The following is a 24,313-nucleotide window of genomic DNA, read 5'->3' as shown; positions in this document are numbered from 1 at the left end:
CCCGGCGCCCCACGAGTTCACAACATTGCAACACCCGTTCCCATTATGCAGACAGTTGCCCCTGTGACCTCGACAGACAGGCCTGCCCACTGTCACTCTCCCGCCATGCATCTTGCCCAACGCGCCTTGCGCCGCGCCGCGTCCACCGCCACCGTCGCTCTGCTCGCCGTCGCCGTCGGCTGCGCCCCGCAGCCCGAGGAGAAGGCCTCCGACAAGCCCTCCGGTACCGGCGCCGAATCGTGCGCCAAGGGCAAGCTGGACACGGAAGTCTCCGGGAAGCTGACCATCGCGACCGACGAACCCGCGTACGAGCCGTGGTTCAAGGACGACAAGCCGGCCAACGGCGAGGGCTTCGAGTCGGCCGTCGCCTACGCCGTGGCGAAGCAGCTCGGCTACGACAAGAGTGATGTCGTCTGGCAGAGCGTGCCCTTCAACAAGGCCTTCGCGCCCGGCGAGAAGACCTTCGACTTCGACATCAACCAGGTGTCGATCAGCGACGAACGCAAGAAGGCCGTCGACTTCTCGTCCGGCTACTACGACGTGCGCCAGGCCGTCATCGCGCTGAAGGACTCCAAGGCCGCCAAGGCGAAGAGCATCGCCGACCTCAAGGGCGTGAAGCTGGGCGCCCAGGTCGGCACCACCAGCCTCAACTACATCAACGACGTGGTGAAGCCGACCGAGCAGCCGGCCGCGTACGCGAAGAACGACCAGGCCAAGTCCGCGCTGAAGAACGGCCAGGTGGACGCCATCGTGGTCGATCTGCCGACCGCGTTCTACATCACCGCGGCCGAGGTGACGGACGCGAGGATCGTCGGGCAGTTCGAGAACCAGGGCGGTACGCCCGAGCAGTTCGGGCTCGTCCTGGACAAGGGCAGCGCGCTCACCTCGTGCGTGACGGACGCCGTGGACGCCCTGCGCGAGGACGGCACCCTCGCCGCCGTCGAGAAGCAGTGGCTGTCCGACGCCGTCGACGCACCGGTCCTCAAGTGACGCTCGTGAAGGAGGAGTCGGCCGGGGAGCCGGAGGGAGACTCCGGCGAAGGAGGGGCGCGCGAGGCGTACGTCCCGTCGCGGCGGCGGATCGAGCGGGAGCGGTACAAGCGCTCCCGTGCCCGCCGCGCGACGGCGATCGCCGCGCTGTCCACCCTCGTGACCGGCATCGCCCTCTACCTCGTCGTCGTCAACGCGCCCGGCTGGCCGCGCACCAAGGAGACGTTCTTCAGCGCGCAGTACGCGCGCGAGGCGTTCCCCAAGGTCCTGGAAGGGCTGTGGCTGAACGTCCGGCTCCTGCTGGTGTGCGGCGCCGCGGTCCTCGTCCTCGGCATGCTGATCGCCGTCGCCCGCACCCTGCGCGGCCCGGTGTTCTTCCCGCTGAGGGCGCTGGCCGCCGCGTACACCGACTTCTTCCGCGGGCTGCCGCTGATCATCAACCTGATGATCGTGGTCCTGGGCGTGCCGGCGCTGCGGCTGCAGGGCATCACGGTCGATCCGGTGCTGCTCGGCGGGACGGCGCTCACCCTCACCTACTCGGCGTACGTCGCCGAGGTGTTCCGCGCCGGCATCGAGTCGGTCCACCCCTCGCAGCGCGCCGCAGCCCGCTCGCTGGGGCTGAGCAACCGTCAGGCGCTGCGATACGTGGTACTCCCCCAGGCCGTACGCCGTCAGGTACCGCCGCTGCTCAACGACCTGGTGTCCCTGCAGAAGGACACCGGGCTCGTCTCGATCGGCGGAGCCGTCGACGCCGTGCGCGCCGCGGACATCATCGTGGGCCGCAGCCTCAACTACACGCCGTACATCGTCGCGGGACTCGTCTTCGTCGCGCTGACCATCCCGATGACCCGCTTCACCGACTGGGTGACGGCACGGATGGACCGGCGGCAGGCGCAGGGAGGGAGCATATGAGCGGGACACCCAAGGACTCCGGCGTGCCCGTGCTGCGGATGGAGGCCGTCCGCAAGACCTTCGGCGACTCGGTCGTCCTTCGGGACGTCGATCTGGAGGTCGCCCCGCACACGGTGACGGCGCTGATCGGGGCCTCCGGCTCGGGCAAGTCGACGCTGCTGCGCTGCGCGAACCTTCTGGAGGAGATCGACGACGGCGCCATCTGGCTGGACGACGAGGAGATCACCGACCCCCGGGCCGACCAGGACGCGGTGCGCCGCCGGATCGGCGTGGTCTTCCAGGCGTACAACCTCTTTCCGCACATGACCGTCCTGCAGAACATCACGCTGGCCCCGCGCCGCGTGCACGGCGTGGACCGCGCGGAGGCGGAGGCGCACGCCCGTGAGCTGCTCGACCGGCTCGGGCTCGGCGCCAAGGCGGGCGAGTACCCGGACCGGCTGAGCGGCGGCCAGCAACAGCGGGCCGCGATCGTCCGCGCCCTGGCCGTACGCCCCAGGCTGCTGCTCCTCGACGAGATCACCGCGGCCCTCGACCCGGAGCTGGTGGGTGAAGTCCTCGCCGTCGTGCGGGACTTGAAGGACGACGGCATGACCATGGTGCTGGCCACGCACGAGATGGGCTTCGCCCGCGATGTCGCGGACCAGGTCTGCTTCCTCGACGGCGGCGTCGTACTGGAACGCGGCACGGCCGAGGAGGTGTTCGGCGACCCGCGGGAGGAACGCACGCGGCGTTTCCTGCGCCGGATCGTGGAGGCGGGGCGGCTGTAGTCGACGGCCTGGCACGGGGCGGGGCGGGACTCGCGGCCCGGGGCGGACGTGGACGGCGTTCGGAAATCCTGGATCAAGGTCATGCGTCGATGGTGGCACCCGCCACTGACAATCGACCGCCGTCCGCCCGGCGCCTCCCGTCAGGCCGCCGATCTTCCCCTCCCGTCAGGCCTCCGCCCGAGCCGCTCCCGCCAGCGCCGCGACCCGCTCCACCCCGAACACGTAACCCTGCACTCCGCAGCCCGCGATCACGCCGTCGGCGCGGAGCGAGACGTACGAGTGGTGGCGGAACTCCTCGCGCTTGTGGATGTTGGAGATGTGGACCTCCAGCACCGGCAGTCCGTCACAGGCGTTGAGGGCGTCCAGGATCGCGACGGAGGTGTGCGAGTAGGCGCCCGGGTTGATCACGATCCCGGAGTGGCCGAGGCGTGCCTCGTGGATCCAGTCGACCAGCTCGCCCTCGTGGTTGGACTGGCGGAAGTCCACCGTGCCGCCGTGTGCTGCCGCCGCCTTGGCGCACATCGCCTCGATGTCGGCGAGGGTGTCGGAGCCGTAGATCTCCGGCTGGCGCTGCCCGAGGAGGTTCAGGTTGGGGCCGTTGAGAATCATGATCGGGGCGTTGGCGAGGGTGCGGGGCACGGTTCCTCCGGTCCGGTCGGATGGCTCGGCCCGTTCAGGACCGCTGCTCAGACCCGGTTTATCACGGTGCGCCGACACCGGGACGGCCCCTACCCTCCCTCGCATGACGACTCCCGCGTATCCGCCCAAGCCCGTGCCCGGCGACCGGGTGGCCGTGATCTCCCCGTCCGCCGGACTGCCGGGGATCCTTCCACTCCCGTACGAGTTGGGCCTGGAGCGGCTGCGCAAGGAGTACGGCCTCGAACCGGTCGAGTATCCGGCGACCCGGAGGATGGGTTCCACGCCTCGGGAGCGGGCCGACGACATCCACGCGGCGTTCGCCGATCCGGACGTCAAGGCGGTCATGGCGTCGATCGGCGGTGACGACCAGATCACCGTGCTGCCGCTGCTGGACCGGGAGTTGATCCGCGCCAACCCGAAGCCGTTCTTCGGGTACAGCGACAACACGAACCTGCTCGCCCACCTGTGGAACACGGGAATCGTCGGCTACCACGGCGCGAGCGTGATGTGTGAGCTGGGCCGGCCCGGTGCCATGGACCCGCTGACCGCCGAATCCCTGCGGGCGGCGCTGTTCACCTCGGGTGAGTACGAGCTGCGTCCGGCCGAGCGGTGGCGCGACGTCGACCGCGACTGGGCGGATCCGGCGACCTTCGCGTCGGAACCGGAGACCCGGCCCGGCGCCGGATGGACCTGGGTCAACGCCGACCGGGTGGTGGAGGGCCGCAGTTGGGGCGGCTGTCTGGAGATCCTGGCCTGGCTGCTGATGGCCGACCGGGAGATCCCGCGCGACCTCTCCGTCCACGACGGCGGCGTGCTCTTCCTGGAGACCACTGAGGAACTGCCCAGCGCTGAGGAGGTGTTCCGCGTCCTGCGGAGCATGGGCGAGCGCGGACTGCTCCGGCGCTTCTCCGCGCTCCTGATGGGCCGGCCCAAGACGTGGTCCTTCGAACGCCCCAACAGCCCTGAGGAGGGCGCCCGTTACGCGGCGGAACAGCGCGAGGCCGTGCTGCGCGCCATGGAGGCGTACGCCCCCGACACCATGGTCGTTTTCGATGTGGATCTCGGGCACACCGACCCCCAGATCGTCATCCCCTACGGGGGAGTGATCCGCGTGGACGGTCCCGCCCGGCGCATCACGGTGACCTACTGAGGCCACCGGGCCCCCGTGCGCCCCCGTAACCCTTGGTGACCGTGGGTAGTTGACGCGGCATGTACCGTGCACGCACAGTAAAGCCCCCTTCCATGCCGCGGCTCGCGGCGGCCTCGCTCGCCGGGACGGCCATCGAGTTCTACGACTTCTTCGTCTACGGGACGGCGGCCGCGCTCGTCCTGGGCCCGCTCTTCTTCCCCACGTTCTCGCCGGTGGCGGGGACGCTGGCGGCCTTCGGGACGTTCGGAGTCGGGTTCGTGGCGCGGCCGTTGGGCTCGGTCCTGTTCGGGCACATCGGGGACCGGCACGGACGACGGCCCGTTCTCGTCATCTCCTTGTTGCTGACCGGCGCCGCGACGGTCGCGGTCGGCTGCGTACCGACGTACGACTCCATCGGGACGGCCGCTCCCGTGCTGCTCCTTGTGCTGCGTTTTCTGCAGGGGCTGGGGCTCGGCGGGGAGTGGGGCGGGGCGGTGCTGCTGACCGCGGAGCACGCTCCGGCCGACCGGCGCGGGCTGTGGTCGAGTTTCCCGCAGATCGGGCCCGCGGTGGGGTTCGTCCTCGCCAACGGGGTGATGCTGGTGCTGTCGGCGACGCTCTCCGACGCACAGTTCGCGAGCTGGGGATGGCGGGTGCCGTTCTGGGCGGCGGGCGTTCTCGCGGCGGCGGGGCTGTGGCTGCGCTCCTCCCTGACGGAGAGCCCCCAGTTCCTGGAACTGCGCGAGCACGCGCGCGTGCCGCTCGCCGAGGTCGTACGCGAGCACTGGCGGCTCGTCCTGCTGACGGCGGGAGCGCTCGCCATCGGATACGCGGTGTTCTACGCCGTGACGACCTGGTCCCTCGCCTACGCGACCGAGCGGCTCGGGGTGAGCCGTACGGTCATGCTGACCTGCATCATGGCGGCCGTCGTGGTGAAGGGTGCGCTGACTCCGTTGGTCGCGATGCTCGGCGACCGCTACGGACGGCGGCCGCTGTGCCTGGCGGGCTGTGCGGCCAGCGCCCTGTGGATGTTCCCGATGATCGCGCTGCTGTCGACGGGCGAGCCGCTGCTGATGTTCCTCGGATTCCTGGTCGCGCTGATCGCGTTCGTGACGATGTTCGGCGTGATCGCCGCGTATCTGCCGGAGCTGTACGAGCCGCGGGTGCGGTGCACCGGTGCGGCCGTGGGCTACAACCTGGGCGGTGTGCTCGGGGGTGCGCTCACGCCGATCGTGGCCACGGCGGTCGCCGAGCAGAGCGGCCGGGTTCCGTGGGGTGTGGCCGCCTATCTGACGGGCATCGCGCTGCTCAGTCTGGGGTGCTTCGCGTTGCTGCCGGAGACTCGGCCGGTGGCTGTTGTGGCTACGGAGCCGGCGACGGGCTGAGCCGGGCGCGGCTCACCTCACGTGAGCGTGGCGCGGCTCGGCGTAAACGCTTGCGTAAGCGTTTACGCGGCTCTTCGGAGCGCGCTGGGTTCCGCTGATACGCCCACGAGCTCGGAGGGCAGGTTCGGTGGCGAGTGCGGGATGTTCGTGGCTGGTCGCGCAGTTCCCCGCGCCCCTTCGGGGCCCTGGCCCGGCGCCCACGGAGATGCTGGCCTACGGGTTGATCGCCAGTTCCAAGTACGCCGCGAACAGGACCAGGTGGACACCGCCCTGGAGTGGGGTGGCGCGGCCAGGCACCACGGTGAGGGAGCTGACCACCACGGTCAGGGCGAGCAGGACCATGTGGGTGGCGCCAAGGCCGAGGACCAGCGGGCCGGAGAGCCAGATGGAGGCGACGGCCACGGCCGGGATGGTGAGGCCGATGCTGGCCATCGCCGAGCCGAGGGCGAGGTTCAGGCTGGTCTGCACCCGGTCGCGGCGGGCGGAACGCAGTGCGGCGATCGTCTCGGGGAGCAGGACCAGCAGGGCGATGATCACGCCGACCACGGAGTGCGGCATCCCGGCCGCCTCCACCCCGGACTCGATGGTGGGCGACACGCCCTTCGCGAGACCGACCACGCCGACGAGGGCGAGGCCCAGGAGGCCCAGGCTGATGCCTGCGCTTCTGGAGGACGGGGCGTCGGCGTGGTCGTCCGCGTCGACGACCACGCCCTGCCGGGTGATCGGCAGGAAGTAGTCGCGGTGCCGCACGGTCTGGGTCGCCACGAACAGCCCGTAGAGGACGAGCGAGGAGAGGGCGGCGAAGGTCAGCTGGGTGGTGGAGAACTCGGGGCCCGGCTTGCTGGTGGTGAAGGTCGGCAGCACCAGGCTGAGCGTGGCCAGCGTCGCGACGGTCGCGAGGGCGGCGCCGGTGCCCTCCGCGTTGAAGACGGCGAGCCCGTGCCGCAGTGAGGCGACGAGCAGGCTCAGTCCGACGATGCCGTTGCAGGTGATCATCACGGCCGCGAAGACGGTGTCGCGGGCGAGTGTTGAGCTCTTGTCGCCGCCGTCCGCCATCAGGGTGACGATCAGCGCGACCTCGATGATCGTGACGGCTACGGCGAGGACCAGTGAACCGAAGGGTTCGCCGACCCGGTGCGCGACGACCTCGGCGTGGTGGACGGCTGCCAGCACGGCTCCGGCCAGTACCAGTGTCACCACGGCGACGACGGCGCCGGGCAGATCGCGGCCCCAGGTGAAGACCAGCAGAACGACCGCCAGCGCGGGCACGACGGCCGTCCACTGTGTCACGAGTGACCGGAGCCGAGCGATCATGCAGCGATCGTCGCAGAGGTGAACGGGCCCCGCACTCCGGTCGCGCGGGCCCCGTTCACGTACCGCACGGGCTACTTGACCTCGCCCGATTCCCGTACGTCGCAGTTGGTGTAGACGCGCTCGCCGATGCACAGCGCGCCCAGTTGCCCAGCCAGCTTGGCCGTCTCAGGGGCGTCGCTGTTGCGCATGGCCTCCTCGTACGAATCGAATTCGATGAGGGCCAGATAGCGGCGCGGGTTGTCGCGGTCCTGTAGAAGTGTGTGGTGCGTGGGTCCACCCGGCCTGCCGGCGTTGCGCTCCCCGGCTTCCTGGAGCAGCTGCTGCATCTCGTCCAGGCGCTCGGTCTCGAAGTCGATGATCTGCACGAACTTCATCGGTGTCTCCATCCGGCCACGGCGTCCCCGGGCCGGGAAACGCGCTCAGTAAACAAGCAAGCACCGGGAGCGGTGGTCGGCAATTCGCCGCGGGCCGCTCCCGGTGCTGGTTGTTTCTACGTCCGACGTGGTCAGGCCTCGATGCTGTCCTTCGGAGCGCCTTCGTCGTCGCTCTGCGCCGCCTCGGCCGCCGCCTGCTTCTTGGAGGCCATCAGGCTGGTGATCGTGGTGACCACCAGGACCGCACAGATCACGCCGAGGGAGACCGGGATGGAGATCTCCGGGACGTGGACGCCGGACTCGTGCAGCGCGTGCAGCACGAGCTTGACGCCGATGAAGCCGAGGATCACCGACAGGCCGTAGCTGAGGTGGACCAGCTTCCTGAGGAGTCCGCCGATCAGGAAGTACAGCTGCCGCAGACCCATCAGCGCGAACGCGTTGGCCGTGAAGACGATGTACGGGTCCTGCGTCAGGCCGAAGATCGCAGGGATCGAGTCGAGTGCGAAGAGCACGTCGGTGGTGCCGATCGCCAGCATGACGACCAGCATCGGCGTCATGACCCGCTTGCCGTTCTGCTGGATCCACAGCTTGGTGCCGTGGTAGCGGTCGGCGACTCCGAAGCGGCGCTCGGCCGCCTTGAGCAGTCGGTTCTCCTCGAACTCCTCGTCCTCGTCGTCGGCCCGGGCCTCCTGGATCAGCTTCCAGGCGGTGTAGATGAGGAACGCGCCGAAGATGTAGAACACCCACGCGAAGCTCGCCAGGATGGCGGCGCCCGCGGCGATGAATATCGCGCGCAGGACGAGCGCTATGAGCACACCGACCAGCAGCACCCGCTGCTGGTACTGCGTGGGCACGGAGAACTTCGCCATGATCAGGACGAAGACGAAGAGGTTGTCGACGCTCAGCGACTTCTCGGTGATGAAGCCGGCGAAGAACTCTCCGGAGGTCTGGCCTCCGGAGAAGACCAGAAGTCCGAGGCCGAACAGCGCGGCCAGGACGATCCAGACGATCGTCCAGATTCCGGCTTCCTTGATGGATACGTCGTGCGGCTTGCGGCCGATGAAGAAATCGACCGCGATGAGGGCGGCGAGGCCCACGATCGTCAGGACCCAAAGGGTCACGGAAACATCCACTGCGCCTCCGGCAGTACGTAACGGCAAGTGTCAGCGTCGTCGCTGCCGGAGGTCTCTTCCACCCGATGCAGGTGGGGCGCGCGATGCGCCCGGTGCACTCGGGCCGACGCCCCGGGATCTGAACCAGATCCGTATTGACGGGTACGCCGCAGTAGGTAGGGAGTACTCCCCTCCGCACGGACGACAGTACCCCAATCACCAAGGAAAGGTAAAGAGATTAGTAAAAGAAGGACCAAATGTGCTGGTCAGATGGCTTGAAGAACTCTTGGTAAAGGGTGCGCGAGGGCTCAGCGGTTCCAGGATCGGCGGGCCGCCGCGACCTGGGTGAGGACGTGCTGGAGCACCTGGCTGCCCGCGGGGACGCGCGAGGGATCGTAGGTCCACGCGTGTCCGACCCACGGGTCGGCGAGGTGGTCGTCGGGCGTGGGCGTGAGCCGGAGCAGCGAGCGCCACAGCGGGTCCAGCAGCGGTCCGTAGGCGGTGGCGTCCTCCCGGTCGGCGACCAGCATGAGGTGGACGCCGACGGCCGGGCCCTCGTCCGCGAGATAGCGCAGCTGGGTCACGGCACGGTCGTCGAAACCGTGCGGGAAGTCGTTGACGATCAGCAGTTGCTCGGCCGTGTCGAGGTCGGGCGGCAGGGAGTCGGCCGCGCCGCCGCGGATCGCCATCTGTACGAGATCGACGCGCTGTGTGAGCCGGGCGAGTACGTCCGTCACCCCGGCGGCACCGGCGGCCGGCGGGCCGTTGAGCACGCCGGTCTGCACGAGGGGCGCGAGGGACGAGGCACCGGAGCCCGCCGGGTCGATGACGTGCAGCGTGTACTCGCCTGCCGGATAGACGGCGAGGAGCCGGGCCGCTATCGCCACAGCCGTGTCCATGCCGAGGCGGCGCAGGTCGTCGGAGTCCGCGATCGAACCGTCGAAGGATCCGGAGCGTCCGCTGTCGATCCACAGTCCGCGCTCAAGCGGCAGCCGCACCAGCATCGGAATGCTCAGGCCCGCGCTCTCGGGCAGATGGAGGTCGCCCAGGCGCAGGGCCATGGGGATCTCCATCGGGACCCGGTAGCCGTGCCAGACGGGGTTGTCCCAGCGCGCGAAGGCGGGCGGCAGCGCGGGCTCGACGACCCCCGCCTCGGCGGTGAGCTGGGCGAGGTCGCGGTCGAGGGCCTCCCTGGCCCGGTCGATCAGCTGGGAGTGCTTGGCGCGGGCGGCCTCACGCGCCGCGTCGCCCTGGCCGCCGATGCGGCTGCGCGGGTCGGACAGGACCTTGTCGAGCTCCTGCTCCATCCGCGACTCGGCGAAGTCGACCGCGCTGCGGTACGCGGCGGTGGCGCGGGCCAGGTCCTCGAACATGCCCCACACCTGGTTGTACAGGCGCTCCTCCATGGACCAGCCGGTCGCGTCGCCCGCGACGGGCTGCGCGGGCTGTCCCGGTTGGGCCGGGGGCGCTGTCGGCGGGGGCGGCGGAGGCGCGGCGGCCTGCCGTCCCGGGTGGCTGTAGTTGACGGGTCCGCCGGCTCCGGCACCGGTGGGCTGGGTGACGGCGGACGGGTCCGGCTGTCCCGGCCCTGCGGGGTGGCCACCCTGCGGCGTGGCGTGCCCTGGGGTGCCGGGCGCCGTGTGTCCCGGCCCGCCCGGGTGTCCGTGCTGCGGTGATACGTGGCCGGGGGCTCCCTGGGGCGTGGCTCCGCCCTGGTTCTGGCCGAGCGCCGGGGTCGCGGCGTGCCGCGAGCGGTCGCCCTCCGACGTCCGCGGCGGGGGTGCGGCCACCGAACGGGCGAGGCCCTGGGCGACCGCTTCGTTGATGCTGCCCGCGAGTTGGTGAGCCTGGGGCAGGCCCTGGTCGGCGAGGAGTTCGGCGAGGCCGCCCGCGTATCCCTGGCCCACGGCGCGGACCTTCCAGGCACCCTGCCTGCGGTAGAGCTCCAGTGCGACGACGGCCGACTCCGCGTCGAGCCCCGTGATCGTGTAGCTGGCGACCTCGGAGCCGTCGAGTCCGGTGACCGCGACGAAGGGCGCGGCGACGGAGCCGAACCTGACCGGTCCGCTGCCTCCGGACGGCAGCGCGAGCAGCACGCTGACCCGGTGCACGGATTCGGGCAGGGCGTCCAGGTCGCACGCGAGGCGGTGGTCGGCCGCCGCCTGCTTGGAGACCTCGAGGCCGGGCAGAGTGGGTGAGCCCGGGTGGGCCACCCACTCGACACCGTGCACCGTGCCCTGTTCGTCGCTGAGCGTGGCCCCGGCCACGATCGGTTTTCCGGCCGACACCCGGATCTCAAGTCGGGCCTGGGGCAGCGGGTGGTTCTGCCCCCGGACCAGCTCAGCCGTCATCGCCTTCGTTCCCCCTATGTACTCGTGCGCCGGGTGCCGGGCTGCCTACAGGTGCGGCAGGATCGCCGGCATCAGGTCCTGGAAGGTGCGGCCGTTGGCCGGCGTACCGAGAGCGGTCATCTGCCAGCCCGCGCCCGCGCGGTGGACCTTCGCCATGATCTGCGCCGTGTACTGGCCGCCGCCGGCCAGCGTGTAGCGGGCCAGCTCCTGGCCGTTGGTCTCGTCGACCAGGCGGCAGAACGCGTCCTGCACCTCCTGGAAGGTCTGGCCCGTGAACGAGTTCACGGTGAAGACGATCTGGTCGATGTGGACCGGGATGCGCGCGAGGTCGACGAGGATCGCCTCGTCGTCGCCGCCCTGGCCCACGCCGCCGACGAGGTTGTCACCGGTGTGGCGCACGGAGCCGTCGTCGCTGACGAGGTGGCGGAAGAACACCACGTCGACCGGCTGCTTGTCCGCGAACAGCACGGCCGACGCGTCGAGGTCGATCTCACGGGTGCGAGAGCCGAACAGGCCACGTCGCGGGGCGGCCTGCCAGCCGAGCCCCATGCGGACCGCGGTCAGCGTGCCTCCGTCGTTCTTCTGCAGACTGATGGCCTGACCCTTGGTCATGTTGACCGTCACGCGCTGTTCCCCTCTCGAACTGTCCCCTGTTGCCGCAGAGTCCTGCGGTTGACCAGCAACCCTACGCAGAGCCACTGACAGCGCCGAACCCTGGTGCACACTTTGTGTCGGTCTTGCAACACAGCGCGCCACTCCGGGTGTCAGGCGATGCCGGCTTCCTTCATCTGTCGCAGTTCCTTCTTCATCTCCGAGACCTCGTCACGCAACCTCGCGGCGATCTCGAACTGCAGGTTCGCGGCGGCCGCGCGCATCCGCTCCGTCATCTCCTCGATCTGCCCGGCGAGTTCCGCCGCGGGCCGGTCCGTCGGGACGGTCTCCTTGGCCTTGCCCTTGGCGGACTTGGCTCCCTTGGCGGCCTTCCCGCCGAGCGCGGGCACGGGGGCCTTGGCGCTCTTGCCGTCCTTGGACTTGCGGTAGCCCGAGCCGAGCAGCTGTTCCGTGTCGACGTCCTCGCGGGCGATCTGCGCCACGATGTCGTTGATCTTCTTACGGAGGGGCTGCGGGTCGATGCCCCGCTCCGTGTTGTACGCGACCTGCTTCTCCCGGCGGCGGTTGGTCTCCTCGATGGCCTTCTCCATCGCCGGGGTGATCTTGTCGGCGTACATGTGGACCTGACCGGACACGTTACGGGCGGCGCGGCCGATGGTCTGGATCAGGGAGGTGCCGGAGCGCAGGAAGCCCTCCTTGTCGGCGTCGAGGATCGACACCAGGGAGACCTCGGGCAGGTCGAGGCCCTCCCTGAGGAGGTTGATGCCGACGAGGACGTCGAACTCGCCGGCCCGCAGCTCGCGCAGCAGCTCGACGCGGCGCAGGGTGTCGACGTCGCTGTGCAGATAGCGGACCTGGATGCCCAGTTCGAGGAAGTAGTCGGTGAGGTCCTCGGCCATCTTCTTGGTGAGGGTGGTGACCAGGACGCGCTCGTCCTTCTCGGTGCGCTTGCGGATCTCGTGCACCAGGTCGTCGATCTGCCCCTCGGTGGGCTTGACGACGACCTCGGGGTCGATGAGGCCGGTGGGGCGGATGATCTGCTCGACGAAGCCGTCGCCGCGCGAGAGCTCGTACTTGCCCGGTGTCGCCGAGAGATAGACGGCCTGGCCGATGCGCTCCTGGAACTCCTCCCACTTCAGGGGGCGGTTGTCCAGGGCGGACGGCAGCCGGAAGCCGTGGTCGACGAGGGTGCGCTTGCGGGAGGCGTCACCCTCGTACATCGCGCCGATCTGCGGGACCGTGACGTGCGACTCGTCGATGACGAGCAGGAAGTCGTCCGGGAAGTAGTCGATCAGCGTGTTCGGCGGGGAGCCCGGCTCGCGGCCGTCGAAGTGCATCGAGTAGTTCTCGACGCCCGAGCAGGAGCCGATCTGGCGGAGCATTTCGAGGTCGTACGTCGTGCGCATCCTCAGCCGCTGGGCCTCCAGGAGCTTGCCCTGCTTCTCCAGCTCCGAGAGGCGCTCGCCCAGTTCCTTCTCGATGTCGTTGGCGGCGCGCTCCAGGCGCTCGGGCCCCGCGACATAGTGGGAGGCCGGAAAGACGTACAGCTGCTGGTCGTCGCTGATGATCTCGCCGGTGAGGGGGTGCAGCGTGGAGAGGGCCTCGATCTCGTCGCCGAACATCTCGATGCGGACGGCCAGCTCCTCGTAGACCGGGAAGATCTCGATGGTGTCGCCGCGGACGCGGAACGTGCCGCGGGTGAAGGCCAGGTCGTTGCGCGTGTACTGGATGTCGACGAAGCGGCGCAGGAGGTCGTCACGGTCGATCTCGTCGCCGATCTTGAGGTTGACCATGCGGTCCACGTACTCCTGCGGCGTACCCAGGCCGTAGATGCAGGAGACCGAGGCGACCACGACGACGTCCCGGCGGGTGAGCAGCGAGTTGGTCGCGGAGTGGCGCAGCCGCTCCACCTCCTCGTTGATCGAGGAGTCCTTCTCGATGTAGGTGTCCGACTGCGGGACGTACGCCTCGGGCTGGTAGTAGTCGTAGTACGAGACGAAGTACTCGACGGCGTTGTTCGGCAGCAGCTCGCGGAACTCGTTGGCCAGCTGGGCGGCCAGCGTCTTGTTCGGTGCCATCACAAGAGTGGGGCGCTGGAGCTTCTCGATCATCCACGCGGTGGTGGCGGACTTGCCGGTGCCGGTCGCGCCGAGCAGGACCACGTCCTTCTCACCTGCGCGGATACGCCGCTCGAGGTCGGCGATGGCAGCGGGCTGGTCGCCGCTGGGCTGGTAGGGGCTGACGACCTCGAAGGGCGCCACCGTGCGTTCGATCTTTGATACGGGCCGCATGGGTTCCACCGTACGACCCCGCACTGACAACGGGGTCGCGTCACCAGTTCTGCGGGGTGCGGGAGCCGGGGCGCCTGGAGCTCCGACGCTGGCCGGGCACGGGCCGGCGGCCGGTGTGGCGGACGGTGTGGGCCGGGATGCCGGGCTTCTGCTCGGCGGGGCTCCAGTCGGGCTTGCCCATGACCATCAGCGGGTCGAACATCACGACGACACCGGCCAGCAGCAGGAAGGCCAGCGGGCCGACCATCAGGGGGGCCAGCAGGGACGCGGGCGAGTCCCCGGCCGGGGTGCTGGCGGCACCGTGCAGATGGACGTTGAGGGCGGCCATGCCGGTGTAGTGCATGCCGCTGACGGCGAGACCCATGACGAGGCTCGCGCCCACGCTCCACATGAAGCCGCGGATCTGACCCGCCGCCCACAGGGCCGCGATCGCGGCGACGACGGCTATGACGACCGAGGCGGAAACGGTGAAGGTGTTGTACTCGAGCTTTCCGTTGAGTCGCATTCCGGCCATACCCAGGTAGTGCATCGAGGCGATGCCCAGGCCGGTGATGGTGCCCCCTGTGAACAGGGCCGTTCCGGAGGCTCCCTTGTAGCCGACGATGAAGATCCCGATGCCGACCATGACGATCGCGACGCCGAGGCTCGCGAACGTCGTCAGTTTGTCGTAGCGGATCGGGGTTTCCTGGACGGAGAAACCCATCATCGCGATGAAGTGCATGGTCCAGATGCCGGAACCGATCGCCGCCGAGCCGAGGGCCAGCCAGCCCGGCCGCCAGGAGCGGGTGACGAGCATCGATCTCGTGGTGCAGCGCAGACCCAGCGCTCCACCGAGGCAGGCCATCAGGTACGCCACCAGCGGCGTGACGAGTCCGTAGCTGAATCCGTCGATCGTGCCCTGCATGCGCGGTTGCCCTTCCGCCCTGTTGAGTCCCGGAAATTCGTGAGATGCCCCCGTCCCAGGACCGCCACGGCGGTCAGGGTTGACGCAGAGAGTATGACTCGCCCCGGAACGCTCGAACGATTTTCCGGCAAAGAATCACGGCCTTGCCGCACTTGTGCGGCACGCGTGATCGGACATGGGCAACTCCATTCAATCTGTGGCCATCCTGCACCCCCCTACTGTTGACCCTCTGCTGTCACTCTAGGACGGTCCGTGAACACAGACGCAAGGAGTACGCATGCACGCGCGCGCTGCCGCCGCCACGACCACCGCGCTCCTGGGAGCCGCTGTCGTTGTTCTCCCCGCACCCACCGCCCACGCCGCGCCGGACACCGACCGGGCTCAGGTGATCGCCCACCGCGGCGCCTCGGCCTACGCCCCCGAGAACACCCTGGCCGCCATCGACAAGGCCGATGACCTCGGGTTCCGCTGGGTCGAGAACGACGTCCAGCGCACCAAGGACGGCGAGCTCGTGGTGATCCACGACGACAGCCTGACCCGCACGACCGACGTCGAGCAGGTCTTCCCCGGGCGGGCACCCTGGAAGGTCAAGGACTTCACCGCAGTGGAGATCGCGCGCCTCGACGCGGGCAGCTGGTTCAGCCCCCGGTTCGCGGGCGCGCGCGTACCGACCCTGACGCAGTACATGAACCGGGTTTCACGCAATCACCAGAAGCTCGTCCTGGAGATCAAGAATCCCGCGCTCTACCCGGGCATCGAGCGGGAGACCCTCAAGGTCCTCAGCAACGAGGGCTGGCTGGGTCCGGCCCACGTTCGGAGCAAGCTGGTCGTACAGAGTTTCAGCGCGGACAGTCTTCGGGCCGTGCGCGCGCTGCGGCCCGACATCAAGACGGGCTTCCTGGGTACGCCGTCGGTCGCGGAGCTGCCCGCGTACGCGCGGTTCGCCGACCAGATCAACTCGTCGCACACGACGATCTCCCTCGACTACGTCACCGCGATCCACGCGCTCGAAGGACCGCACGGCAAGCCGCTGGAGATCTCCACCTGGACCGTCGACACCGCCGAGGACACGCGGCGCGTCGCGGGCTTCGGCGTGGACGGCGTCATCACGAACAAGCCGGACGTGGTGCGGGAGGCGCTGAACGGGCGCTGAACCGCCTTCACCGGCTCCCGCCGGTGGCCCTTCACCAGCTCCCGCCGGTGGCACGGACGCTCGCAGGCGTCCGTGCCACCGGCGTTGTCAGTGGTGCGCCGTACCGTGGAGCGCATGGACAGCCATGGGCAGAACGAGCAGCGAGTGGTGTGGACCGTCGTCGACAGCGACATCGGTCCGCTGCTGCTGGCCGCGACCGGCGAAGGCCTGGTCAGCGTCGGTTTCCACGCCACGGACGCGGTGCGCGACAAGACCCTCGACCGGCTCGGATCCCGGTTCGGCACCGAGCCCGTCGCGGCACCGGAGTCCCCGCTCCTGGCCGAGGCGATACGGCAGATCGCGGCGTACTTCGCGGGCGAGCGCAGGGACTTCGAGCTGCCGCTGGACTGGTCCCTGATCTCCGGGTTCAACCGTCAGGTGCTGCGCGAGCTGGCGTCCGGGGTTCCGTACGGGTCCGTGGTGGGGTACGGCGACCTGGCCCGGCGGGTCGGCCAGCCGGGGGCGGCCCAGGCCGTGGGCATGGCCATGGGCGCCAATCCGCTGCCTGTCGTCGTGCCGTGCCACCGCGTGGTGGAGAGTGACGGCGGGATCGGCGGGTTCGGGGGCGGCCTGGAGACCAAGCGGAAGCTGCTGGCGCTGGAAGGGGTGCTGCCGGAGCCGCTGTTCTGAGCGGTGCCTCGGTGCTGAGGGTGCCTCCGTGATGAGGGGTGCCTCCGTGATGAGGGGTGCCTCGAAGCGCTCGGCCGTGGGGGCGCGGGCCGCTGTTGTCATGAAGGTGTCCTGAGGTCAGGACCAGGGGGAGGATGCACCGGTGACCACATCGATCACGCGCGGCCATGTGTCCGAAATGGTGCGGCCCGCAGGACCAGTCGCTGTATGCGCGCTCGGCCGCGGCGCCCCGGGCCGGTCTCGGTGACCGCCGTCGAGCGGGCGGCCGCCGGGCCTGTCGACACGGAGGCACTGCCGGCCCTGCGGCGCCGGATATCCGCAGTGCTCGTCGCCAGCCAGATCCTCGGCGGGCTCGGTGTGGCCACGGGCATCGCGCTCGCGGTCGTACTGGCCCAGGAGGTCGCCGGCACCGAGTCGTTGGCCGGGCTGGCACCCACCGCGACGGTCACGGGGACGGCCGTGCTCTCCGTGCCACTCGCCGCGCTGATGACCGCGCGCGGCCGTCGGCCGGGGCTCGTGCTGGCGTACCTCATCGGCGCGTTGGGCGCGGGGATCGTCGTGGTCGCCGCGGCGATGAACAACTTTCCGCTGCTGCTGCTCGGCATGGCGGGGTTCGGCGCGGCCTCGTCCGCGAATCTGCAGGCGCGCTTCGCGGCCGCGGACCTCGCCGAGCCGCAGCGGCGGGCACGGGCCATCTCGAACGTCGTGTGGGCCACGACGATCGGCGCGGTCCTGGGGCCCAACATCGCCGCGCCCGCCGGCCGCAGCGTCGCCGGGCTCGGCATACCGGAGGCGGCGGGCCCCTTCCTCTGGGCGGCCGGAGTCTTCCTCATATCGGCGCTCCTGGTCGCGGTGCTGCTGCGGCCCGATCCGCTGCTCACCGCGCGTGCTCTGGCGCCGGTCGAGGAGCAGTCCCCCGCCGCCCGTTCCATACGGGCCGGGGCGGCCGCCGTCCGGGCCTCGCCGCGGGCCCGGCTGGCCCTCGTGACCGTGGCCGTCTCGCACACGGCGATGGTGTCGGTCATGTCGATGACACCGGTCGATCTCGGTCACCACGGTGCGAGCATCGATCTGATCGGGCTGGTCATCAGCATCCACATCGCGGGCATGTTCGCGTTCTCGCCCGTCATGGGCCGGTTGTCCGACCGGTTCGGGCGGCTGGCGGTGATCGGTCTTGCTGTGGGGCTGCTGGCCTGCGCGGCGTTGCTCGCGGGCACCGCGGGCAGCAGTCACACGCAGACCGCCGTCGGGCTCTTCGTGCTGGGTCTCGGCTGGTCGGCCGGTCTCGTCTCCGGCTCCGCGCTCCTGACGGACTCCGTGCCGCAACCCGCGCGCGCCGCCGCACAGGGCTTGTCCGACCTGACCATGAACACCGCTGCGGGTCTCGGCGGCGCGGCGGCAGGCCTCGTCGTCGCCCAGGCGAGCTACGGCTGGCTGAATCTCGTCGCCGCCTGTCTGCTGCTGCCGCTCGGCGCCCTGGCGCTGTTCACCCGGGGCCGGCCCGCCACGTCGTGACGTACCCGGAGAGACCCGCGCGAAGGCTGGCCGGAACGGCGGGGCGGTAGCAGACTCCGCCATGCGCACAGCCACTGGCATCCGAAATCACGGGGCCGAAGGGACGGCGATCACGTATGAGCGGGAACAGGGCAGTCGCGTATCTCAAGCCGGGCGCGGTGGAAGTCAGGACCATCGACTACCCGACGCTCGAACTGCAGGACGGGCCAGGGGTGGCGTCCGCGAACATCGGCCGCAAGTGCCGGCACGGAGTCATCCTCAAAGTGCTCGCCAGCAACATCTGCGGCAGCGACCAGCACATGGTGCGCGGCCGGACGACAGCGCCCGAGGGGCTCGTCCTCGGGCACGAAATCACCGGGGAGGTCGTGGAGCGAGGCCCGGACGTCGAGTTCGTCGAGGTCGGGGACATCGTCTCGGTGCCGTTCAACATCGCATGCGGACGGTGCCGCAACTGCAAGGAACGCAAGACCGGCATCTGCCTGAACGTCAACCCGGCCCGCCCCGGGGCGGCCTACGGCTATGTCGACATGGGCGGCTGGGTCGGCGGCCAGGCGGAGTACGCCATGGTCCCGTACGCGGACTTCAACCTGCTGCGGTTCCCGGACCGGGACCAGGCGCGCGAGAAGCTCCTCGATCTGACCATGCTGTCGGACATCTTCCCGACCGGGTTCCACGGCGCGGTGACCGCGGGCGCCGGGGTCGGCTCGACGGTGTACGTCGCGGGGGCGGGGCCGGTCGGTCTCGCGGCCGCGGCGTCGGCGCAGCTGCTGGGCGCCGCCGTCGTCATCGTCGGCGACCTGAACGCCGAACGTCTCGCGCAGGCCAGGAGTTTCGGCTGCGAGACGGTCGACGTCAGCCGGGGCGACGTGGGCGAGCAGATCGATCAGCTCCTGGGTGAGCCGGAGGTGGACGTGGCCGTCGACGCGGTCGGTTTCGAGGCGCGGGCCCACGGTCCCGATGCCCCGGAGGCACCCGCCACGGTCCTCAACTCGCTGATGGGCATCACGCGCGCGGGTGGCGCGCTCGGCATTCCGGGCCTGTACGTGACGGACGATCCCGGCGGGATCGACCAGGACGCGCGGACCGGGACGCTGAAGGTGCGGCTCGGTCTGGGGTGGGCGAAGAGCCACCGCTTCACGACCGGTCAGTGTCCGGTGATGAAGTACCACCGAGGACTGATGAAGGCGATCCTGCACGAGCGGGTGCACATCGCCAAGGCCGTCAACGCGACGGTGATCGGCCTGGAGGACGCTCCGCGCGGCTACGCCGAGTTCGATCAGGGCGCCAGCCGCAAGTACGTCCTCGACCCGCATGGGGCACTGAACGGAGCGAGGCCTGTCTGAGCCCCGGAGGCCAAAAGGGTGTCCACGCGCGCGTGGACACCCTTTTCTCGTGCCGAGCTAGTCGTAGTGCCGCGCTTCGAAGACGTTCCCGTCCGGGTCGCGGAAGTAGAAGCTCCGCTTGGCTTTTCCGCGCGCGCCGTACGCGTCATGGGTGAAGTCCGAGAGGGGGACGGCACGCTCCTCCAGGCGGGCCCGGAGCGCGTCGAGGTCCTCGCCCGGGAGGGACAGACAGACGTGGTTCACCGGGTGGCCCGCGCTGGCGGCCGCTTCGGGGACGACGTCCATACGGGGTGCCATCGTCAGGGGCGCGAGGTCGAAGATGGTCTCCTCGTTGAGGCGCACGGAGGGGAAGGCCACCTTCCCCGCGGCGAACTCGGTGACCCTGATGGGCTCAAGGCCCAGCGCCTTCTCGTAGAAGTCGGCCGAGGCCACCGGGTCGCGCACCCAGAGGACGACATGGTCGAGACGTGTCGAGTTGTCCGTCATGGCCTCAGGCTGCTGCCCCGTTGTGCTGGTCGCAAGGGTTTGGCCGAGCGCGTCGCCCGCCAGGGATGAGGGAAGAACCGACAGACAGGAGGCACGCGCGTGCTGGTGGTTTCCGAAGAGGTACGGGAGGCGCTCGCCGCGGGGCGACCCGTGGTGGCACTGGAGTCCACGATCATCGCGCACGGGCTGCCGCGTCCGCGCAATCTCCAGGTGGCGCTGGAGCTGGAGGACGTCGTACGCCAGGAAGGTGCCGTTCCCGCGACGATCGCCGTGCTCGACGGGCAGCCCCACGTGGGTCTCGACAAGGAGCAGCTGGAGCGGGTCGCCAACGAGGACGGTATCCGCAAGCTCGGGCATCGCGATCTGCCGCTCGCGGTCGCGGCCGGTGTCAGCGGGGCGACCACGGTGTCCGCGACCGCGCTACTGGCCGCACAGGCGGGCGTACGGGTGTTCGCGACGGGCGGGCTCGGCGGTGTGCACCGGGAGTGGACGGTGACGCAGGACGAGTCCGCCGATCTGGGGCTCCTGGCCCGCACCCGGATCACGGTGGTGTGCGCGGGGGTGAAGTCGATCCTGGATGTGCCGGCCACCCTGCAGCGGCTGGAGACGCTGGGGGTCTCGGTCGCCGGATACGGGACAACGCGCTTCCCCGGCTTCTATCTGTCCGACTCGGGTCACCCGGTGGACTGGACCCTGGAGTCGCCCGGCGAGGTCGCGGCCGTCATGCGGGCGCAGGACGCGCTCGACGGGCCCGAGTCGGCGCTGATCGTCGCCAACCCGGTGCCGGAGGCGGAACAGCTCGATCCCGAGCTCCACGCGCGCGTGCTCGCCGACGCGCTGAACGCGTGCGAGGCGGCGGGCGTGAGCGGCCAGGCGGTGACACCGTTCCTCCTCAGCCACCTGGTGCGCCACACCGAAGGGGCGTCGCTGAGCGCCAATCTGGCGGCGGTACGCGGCAACGTACGGCTCGCGGGGCGGATCGCGGCGGCCTGGGTCGGCGCGTGAGCGGGGCGAGCGGCCCCGGCGGGGCTCCGGGTGGGGCTCCCGGCGGTGCCCTCCTGGTCGTCGGCGACGTCGTCACGGATGTCGTCGCCCGGCACCATGGGCCGCTCGCGTCCGGCACCGACACGGCGGCCGTCGTCCGGACCGTGCCGGGCGGCGCGGGTGCCAACGTCGCGTGCTGGGCGGCCCGCCGGGACGGCACGGAGGTACGGCTGCTCGGCAAGGTGGGCATGGACTCCGCCGCGTGGCACGAGCGCGAGCTGGCCGCTTCAGGGGTGCGTCCCCTCCTGGTCATCGACCCGGAGGCGCCGACCGGGACGGTGATCTGTCTGGTGGACACGGGCGCCTCGGCGGAGCGCACCTTCCTCACGGACAGCGGCGCGTCCATGCGGCTCGCGCCCGGCGACTGGTCGGAGTCGCTGCTGGACGGTGTCGCCCGGCTGCATCTGTCGGGCTATCTGTTCTTCTCCGAGCCGAGCCGTGCGCTGGTGGCGGTGGCTGTGGAGTCGGCACGCGCGCGTGGGGTGCCGGTGAGCGTGGATCCCGCGTCGGCGGGATTCCTCGCGGAGCTGGGGGTGGCCCGCTTCCTCGCGCTCACCGAGGGCATCGACGTCCTGCTGCCCAGCCGGGACGAGGCCTGCCTGCTCACGGGTCTGCCCGATCCGGCGGACGCGGCGGCCAAGTTGAGCCGCCACGTCCCGCTGGTGGTCGTCAAACAGGGCGGGGCCGGAGCGCTGGTCGCCCGGTCGGGGAAGGTCCGGGCCCAGGTGCCGTCGGTGCCCGCGACCCCGGTTGACACCACGGGTGCCGGGGACGCCTTCACCGGAGCCTTCCTGGCCGCGCTCCTCGCGGGCACCCGGCCGGAGGAAGCCGCCGAGGAGGGGTGCCGGGCCGGGGCACGGGCGGTGGAACAGGTGGGCGGGAGGCCGACGACGAACGCGTAGGCCTCCCGGACCCGTGGACCGGCCCGGCACCATTCGGCCCTGGTCACGCCTCCATGACCGGCCCCGGCCAGGCCATGGAGGCGTGAGCGTCCAAGGCCCGCGGTGGCGAGGCGCACACCCTTCGCCCCTCACAGTGCACTGCGCCCTCACCGTGCACTGCACGCCGGGCACCGCGCCCTCGCCATGCCCTGCTACACCTTGCGCCCCCACGCCGAGATCAGCGGCGCCGTGGCCAGGTCCATCCCGCCCGCGGCCACGTTCGCGAGGTGCCGGTCGATGTCCTCGTCCGTGGCGAGGCCCGCTGCGACGAGCTGGTCGCGGACCTGACGGATCGTCGCGGACTCCAGCGCGCCGCACGCCGGCGAGGTGATCGGGAAGTACGCGTCGGCCTCGACCTGTCGCAGCCCGGCCTCGCGGAGCAGACGCGGAAGCCGACGCCCGTACGCGAGGTCGGCGCCGTGCTCGGTGAGCAGGTCACGGAACCCGTGGCGCAGCCGGTTGGCCAACTGCTGTTCGGGGCCACGCTCGTCGGGACAGGCCAGCGGCTGGAGCGCCGGGTCGGCGTCCTCGACCAGGAGCCGGCCGCCGGGCCGCAGCGATCTGATCATCGAGCGCAACGCCCGCTCCCTGTCCGCCACATGGACCAGGACGAGTCGGGCGTGCACGAGGTCGAAGCCCTCCCCCGGCGGCTCGTCCACGCCCACGTCATGGACGCGCAGCTCGACGGGAGGACGGAACGCCGAGGTGGCCCAGGAGGTGTCGACGTCGGTCGCGACCACCTTGCCGGTGGGGCCGACCTTCTTGGCGAGCCAGGACACCACGGACGTGCCGCCCGCGCCGACCTCCCAGCACCGCCAGCCGGATCCGATGCCGAACCGTTCGATGTGCCGGAACGTCGTGGGGTCGAAGAGAGCGGCGAGGGCGTCGAAACGCTGCCCCGCCTCGGTCTGCCGGTTGTCGAGGAGGTACCCGTCGGTTCGCGTCATGCACCGATCATCCCAGTTGTCCCGCTTGTCCATGATGGTTGACGCTCCCGATGTCAAGCGCGTCGCGCTCGGCCCGCCAACAGCCGTCGACGCCTCGCCAGTACTGGTCGAGTACTGGTCGAGATGATGGGTCCGGAGCGGAATGCTCCGTTCCCACAGGCTTACCCGGCCGTCAAAACATCCTGGCAGACTGGCCGCGGCAAGGCGCAGAGTGCGGCGCGAGGAGATCCACGCAAGGAGATCCAGATGTCCATGGCAGGGAATCTGCGAAAGGTCACGGGCCTGAGCAAGGTCGGCGGCCTCCGCAGGGTGGCACGGCTGACACGACGGCGCGCCCGTGTCGACCTGAGTCATCCCGCCCGGTCTCCGCTGGGCACCGCGGTGGTGAACTGCGTGGCGTACGAAGAGGGGTCGAGGGTCCCGGCCGGCCGCGATCTGGTCGAGACGGTGCAGCGGATCCGCAAGGCCGACGGCGGATTCGTCTGGCTGGGACTGCACGAACCGACGGAAGTGGAGTTCGCGGGCATCGCCGAGCTGTTCGACCTCCACCCGCTGGCCGTCGAGGACGCGGTGGACGCCCATCAGCGCCCGAAGCTGGAGCGGTACGGCGACACGCTGTTCGCGGTGTTCAAGACGGTCTGCTACGTCGAGCACACGGAACTGACCGCGACCAGCGAGGTGGTGAACACCGGCGAGATCATGGTGTTCGTCGGCCAGGACTTCGTGGTCACCGTGCGGCACGGCAGGCACGGTTCGCTGGGCCCGCTGCGCGAGGAGCTGGAGGCCCGTCCCGAGCAGCTCGCCAAGGGCCCGGCCGCGGTGCTGCACGCGATCGCGGACCATGTGGTGGACGACTATCTGAACGTCACGGACTCGGTGCAGGAGGACATCGACCAGGTCGAGACGGATGTGTTCGCCGCGAACGGCGCGCGGGCCGATCCCGGGCGCATCTACCAGCTGAAGCGTGAACTCCTTGAGCTGAAGCGGGCGGTGGTCCCGCTGGGCCGCCCCATCATGGATCTCGCCACCCGGCCGATCCGGGTGATCGACCCGGAGATACAGGCGTACTTCCGCGATGTCTCCGACCACCAGCTGCGGGCCGCCGAGCAGATAGCCGCGTTCGACGAACTGCTCAACTCGATTCTGCAGGCGCATCTCGCGCAGGTCAGCGTCGCGCAGAACGAGGACATGCGGAAGATCACGGCCTGGGCGGCGCTGATCGCCGTGCCGACCATGGTCTGCGGGGTCTATGGCATGAACTTCGACTACATGCCGGAGCTGCACTGGAAGTTCGGCTACGGCATGGCCGTCGGCGTGATCGCCGTCGTGTGCTCCACGCTCTACCGGGGGTTCAAGCGCAACGGCTGGCTGTGACACGCGCTCGTCCGGCGCGCGTGACCGGACGAGCGCGTGTCCCGGTCGTGCCGTGGGGACCT

Annotated in this window: 22 protein-coding genes; 12 read left to right on the top strand and 10 right to left on the bottom strand. The window is 70.2% G+C overall.

Annotation, left to right across the window (positions count from 1 at the left end; translation table 11 throughout):
* Window positions 1-105: 105 nt before the first annotated feature.
* The 3 genes from ACIBEI_RS28170 to ACIBEI_RS28160 are packed head-to-tail and all read left to right on the top strand — an operon-like array spanning window position 106 to window position 2,668.
* A complete protein-coding gene (locus ACIBEI_RS28170) occupies window positions 106-990 on the top strand; it encodes an ABC transporter substrate-binding protein (protein ID WP_398893035.1) in 885 nt (294 codons plus the stop codon).
* Window positions 987-1,901: an amino acid ABC transporter permease gene (locus ACIBEI_RS28165; protein WP_398893034.1), complete on the top strand. Its 915-nt coding sequence runs from the start codon at window positions 987-989 to the stop codon at window positions 1,899-1,901. Before ACIBEI_RS28170 ends, ACIBEI_RS28165 begins: the two co-directional genes overlap by 4 nt.
* On the top strand, window positions 1,898-2,668 hold the full coding sequence (locus ACIBEI_RS28160; protein ID WP_398893033.1) for an amino acid ABC transporter ATP-binding protein: 771 nt from the start codon (window positions 1,898-1,900) through the stop codon (window positions 2,666-2,668). Before ACIBEI_RS28165 ends, ACIBEI_RS28160 begins: the two co-directional genes overlap by 4 nt.
* Before the next feature lie 165 nt (window positions 2,669-2,833).
* Here ACIBEI_RS28160 and aroQ read toward each other — a convergent pair whose 3' ends face one another.
* The gene (gene aroQ, locus ACIBEI_RS28155) at window positions 2,834-3,307 is read right to left on the bottom strand and encodes a type II 3-dehydroquinate dehydratase (protein ID WP_398893032.1); all 474 of its coding nucleotides are present in this window, start codon (window positions 3,305-3,307) and stop codon (window positions 2,834-2,836) included.
* Between the two features lie 103 nt (window positions 3,308-3,410).
* Between aroQ and ACIBEI_RS28150 the strand changes: the two genes are divergently transcribed.
* Both ACIBEI_RS28150 and ACIBEI_RS28145 read left to right on the top strand, forming a co-directional pair.
* Window positions 3,411-4,457, top strand: a complete 1,047-nt coding sequence (locus ACIBEI_RS28150) for a S66 peptidase family protein (RefSeq protein WP_398893031.1) — start codon at window positions 3,411-3,413, stop codon at window positions 4,455-4,457.
* 92 nt (window positions 4,458-4,549) lie between these two features.
* Complete coding sequence (locus tag ACIBEI_RS28145) at window positions 4,550-5,821, top strand: MFS transporter (RefSeq protein ID WP_398893030.1); 1,272 nt, start codon at window positions 4,550-4,552, stop codon at window positions 5,819-5,821.
* 213 nt (window positions 5,822-6,034) lie between these two features.
* On the opposite strand, the gene ACIBEI_RS28140 is transcribed toward ACIBEI_RS28145, so the two are convergent.
* The 7 genes from ACIBEI_RS28140 to ACIBEI_RS28110 form a co-directional block, all read right to left on the bottom strand.
* Window positions 6,035-7,135 (bottom strand): calcium:proton antiporter, encoded by a 1,101-nt coding sequence (locus ACIBEI_RS28140; protein WP_398893029.1) that lies wholly within the window; start codon window positions 7,133-7,135, stop codon window positions 6,035-6,037.
* Between the two features lie 71 nt (window positions 7,136-7,206).
* Window positions 7,207-7,509 (bottom strand): hypothetical protein, encoded by a 303-nt coding sequence (locus ACIBEI_RS28135; RefSeq protein WP_398893028.1) that lies wholly within the window; start codon window positions 7,507-7,509, stop codon window positions 7,207-7,209.
* A gap of 131 nt (window positions 7,510-7,640) precedes the next feature.
* Window positions 7,641-8,642, bottom strand: coding sequence for a TerC/Alx family metal homeostasis membrane protein (locus tag ACIBEI_RS28130; RefSeq protein ID WP_398893027.1), 1,002 nt, complete (start codon window positions 8,640-8,642; stop codon window positions 7,641-7,643).
* Between the two features lie 287 nt (window positions 8,643-8,929).
* A complete protein-coding gene (locus tag ACIBEI_RS28125; RefSeq protein ID WP_398893026.1) occupies window positions 8,930-10,972 on the bottom strand; it encodes a TerD family protein in 2,043 nt (680 codons plus the stop codon).
* A gap of 45 nt (window positions 10,973-11,017) precedes the next feature.
* A complete protein-coding gene (locus ACIBEI_RS28120) occupies window positions 11,018-11,596 on the bottom strand; it encodes a TerD family protein (RefSeq protein ID WP_055615261.1) in 579 nt (192 codons plus the stop codon).
* Between the two features lie 140 nt (window positions 11,597-11,736).
* The gene (uvrB, locus tag ACIBEI_RS28115) at window positions 11,737-13,875 is read right to left on the bottom strand and encodes an excinuclease ABC subunit UvrB (protein ID WP_398893025.1); all 2,139 of its coding nucleotides are present in this window, start codon (window positions 13,873-13,875) and stop codon (window positions 11,737-11,739) included.
* Between the two features lie 40 nt (window positions 13,876-13,915).
* The gene (locus ACIBEI_RS28110) at window positions 13,916-14,779 is read right to left on the bottom strand and encodes an MHYT domain-containing protein (RefSeq protein ID WP_398893024.1); all 864 of its coding nucleotides are present in this window, start codon (window positions 14,777-14,779) and stop codon (window positions 13,916-13,918) included.
* 277 nt (window positions 14,780-15,056) lie between these two features.
* Here ACIBEI_RS28110 and ACIBEI_RS28105 point away from each other — a divergent pair, with 277 nt between their 5' ends.
* From ACIBEI_RS28105 to fdhA, 4 genes are all read left to right on the top strand, one after another.
* Window positions 15,057-15,932 carry a glycerophosphodiester phosphodiesterase gene (locus tag ACIBEI_RS28105; RefSeq protein ID WP_398893023.1) on the top strand — a complete coding sequence of 292 codons (876 nt, stop codon included), beginning with the start codon at window positions 15,057-15,059 and terminating at the stop codon, window positions 15,930-15,932.
* Window positions 15,933-16,046: 114 nt separating this feature from the next.
* The gene (locus ACIBEI_RS28100) at window positions 16,047-16,601 is read left to right on the top strand and encodes a methylated-DNA--[protein]-cysteine S-methyltransferase (RefSeq protein ID WP_398893022.1); all 555 of its coding nucleotides are present in this window, start codon (window positions 16,047-16,049) and stop codon (window positions 16,599-16,601) included.
* Window positions 16,602-16,808: 207 nt separating this feature from the next.
* On the top strand, window positions 16,809-18,116 hold the full coding sequence (locus ACIBEI_RS28095; RefSeq protein WP_398893021.1) for an MFS transporter: 1,308 nt from the start codon (window positions 16,809-16,811) through the stop codon (window positions 18,114-18,116).
* Between the two features lie 116 nt (window positions 18,117-18,232).
* Window positions 18,233-19,459 (top strand): formaldehyde dehydrogenase, glutathione-independent, encoded by a 1,227-nt coding sequence (gene fdhA, locus ACIBEI_RS28090; protein ID WP_398893020.1) that lies wholly within the window; start codon window positions 18,233-18,235, stop codon window positions 19,457-19,459.
* Between the two features lie 57 nt (window positions 19,460-19,516).
* Here fdhA and ACIBEI_RS28085 read toward each other — a convergent pair whose 3' ends face one another.
* On the bottom strand, window positions 19,517-19,945 hold the full coding sequence (locus ACIBEI_RS28085; RefSeq protein ID WP_398893019.1) for a VOC family protein: 429 nt from the start codon (window positions 19,943-19,945) through the stop codon (window positions 19,517-19,519).
* 99 nt (window positions 19,946-20,044) lie between these two features.
* Between ACIBEI_RS28085 and ACIBEI_RS28080 the strand changes: the two genes are divergently transcribed.
* Both ACIBEI_RS28080 and ACIBEI_RS28075 read left to right on the top strand, forming a co-directional pair.
* A complete protein-coding gene (locus ACIBEI_RS28080; RefSeq protein ID WP_398893018.1) occupies window positions 20,045-20,950 on the top strand; it encodes a pseudouridine-5'-phosphate glycosidase in 906 nt (301 codons plus the stop codon).
* On the top strand, window positions 20,947-21,891 hold the full coding sequence (locus ACIBEI_RS28075; protein WP_398893017.1) for a carbohydrate kinase family protein: 945 nt from the start codon (window positions 20,947-20,949) through the stop codon (window positions 21,889-21,891). The genes ACIBEI_RS28080 and ACIBEI_RS28075 overlap by 4 nt, the downstream gene beginning before the upstream one ends.
* Window positions 21,892-22,082: 191 nt before the next feature.
* Here the strand turns inward: ACIBEI_RS28075 and ACIBEI_RS28070 are convergent, their stop codons facing one another.
* The gene (locus ACIBEI_RS28070; protein ID WP_398893016.1) at window positions 22,083-22,877 is read right to left on the bottom strand and encodes a methyltransferase domain-containing protein; all 795 of its coding nucleotides are present in this window, start codon (window positions 22,875-22,877) and stop codon (window positions 22,083-22,085) included.
* Between the two features lie 246 nt (window positions 22,878-23,123).
* Here ACIBEI_RS28070 and ACIBEI_RS28065 point away from each other — a divergent pair, with 246 nt between their 5' ends.
* Window positions 23,124-24,251: a magnesium and cobalt transport protein CorA gene (locus ACIBEI_RS28065; protein ID WP_398893015.1), complete on the top strand. Its 1,128-nt coding sequence runs from the start codon at window positions 23,124-23,126 to the stop codon at window positions 24,249-24,251.
* Window positions 24,252-24,313 lie beyond the last annotated feature (62 nt).

The sequence above is a fragment of the Streptomyces sp. NPDC050988 genome, assembly GCF_044456225.1.
GTDB lineage: Bacteria > Actinomycetota > Actinomycetes > Streptomycetales > Streptomycetaceae > Streptomyces.
Note: the sequence above shows the minus strand (reverse complement) of the source record. Positions and strands in the feature narration are given on the sequence as shown.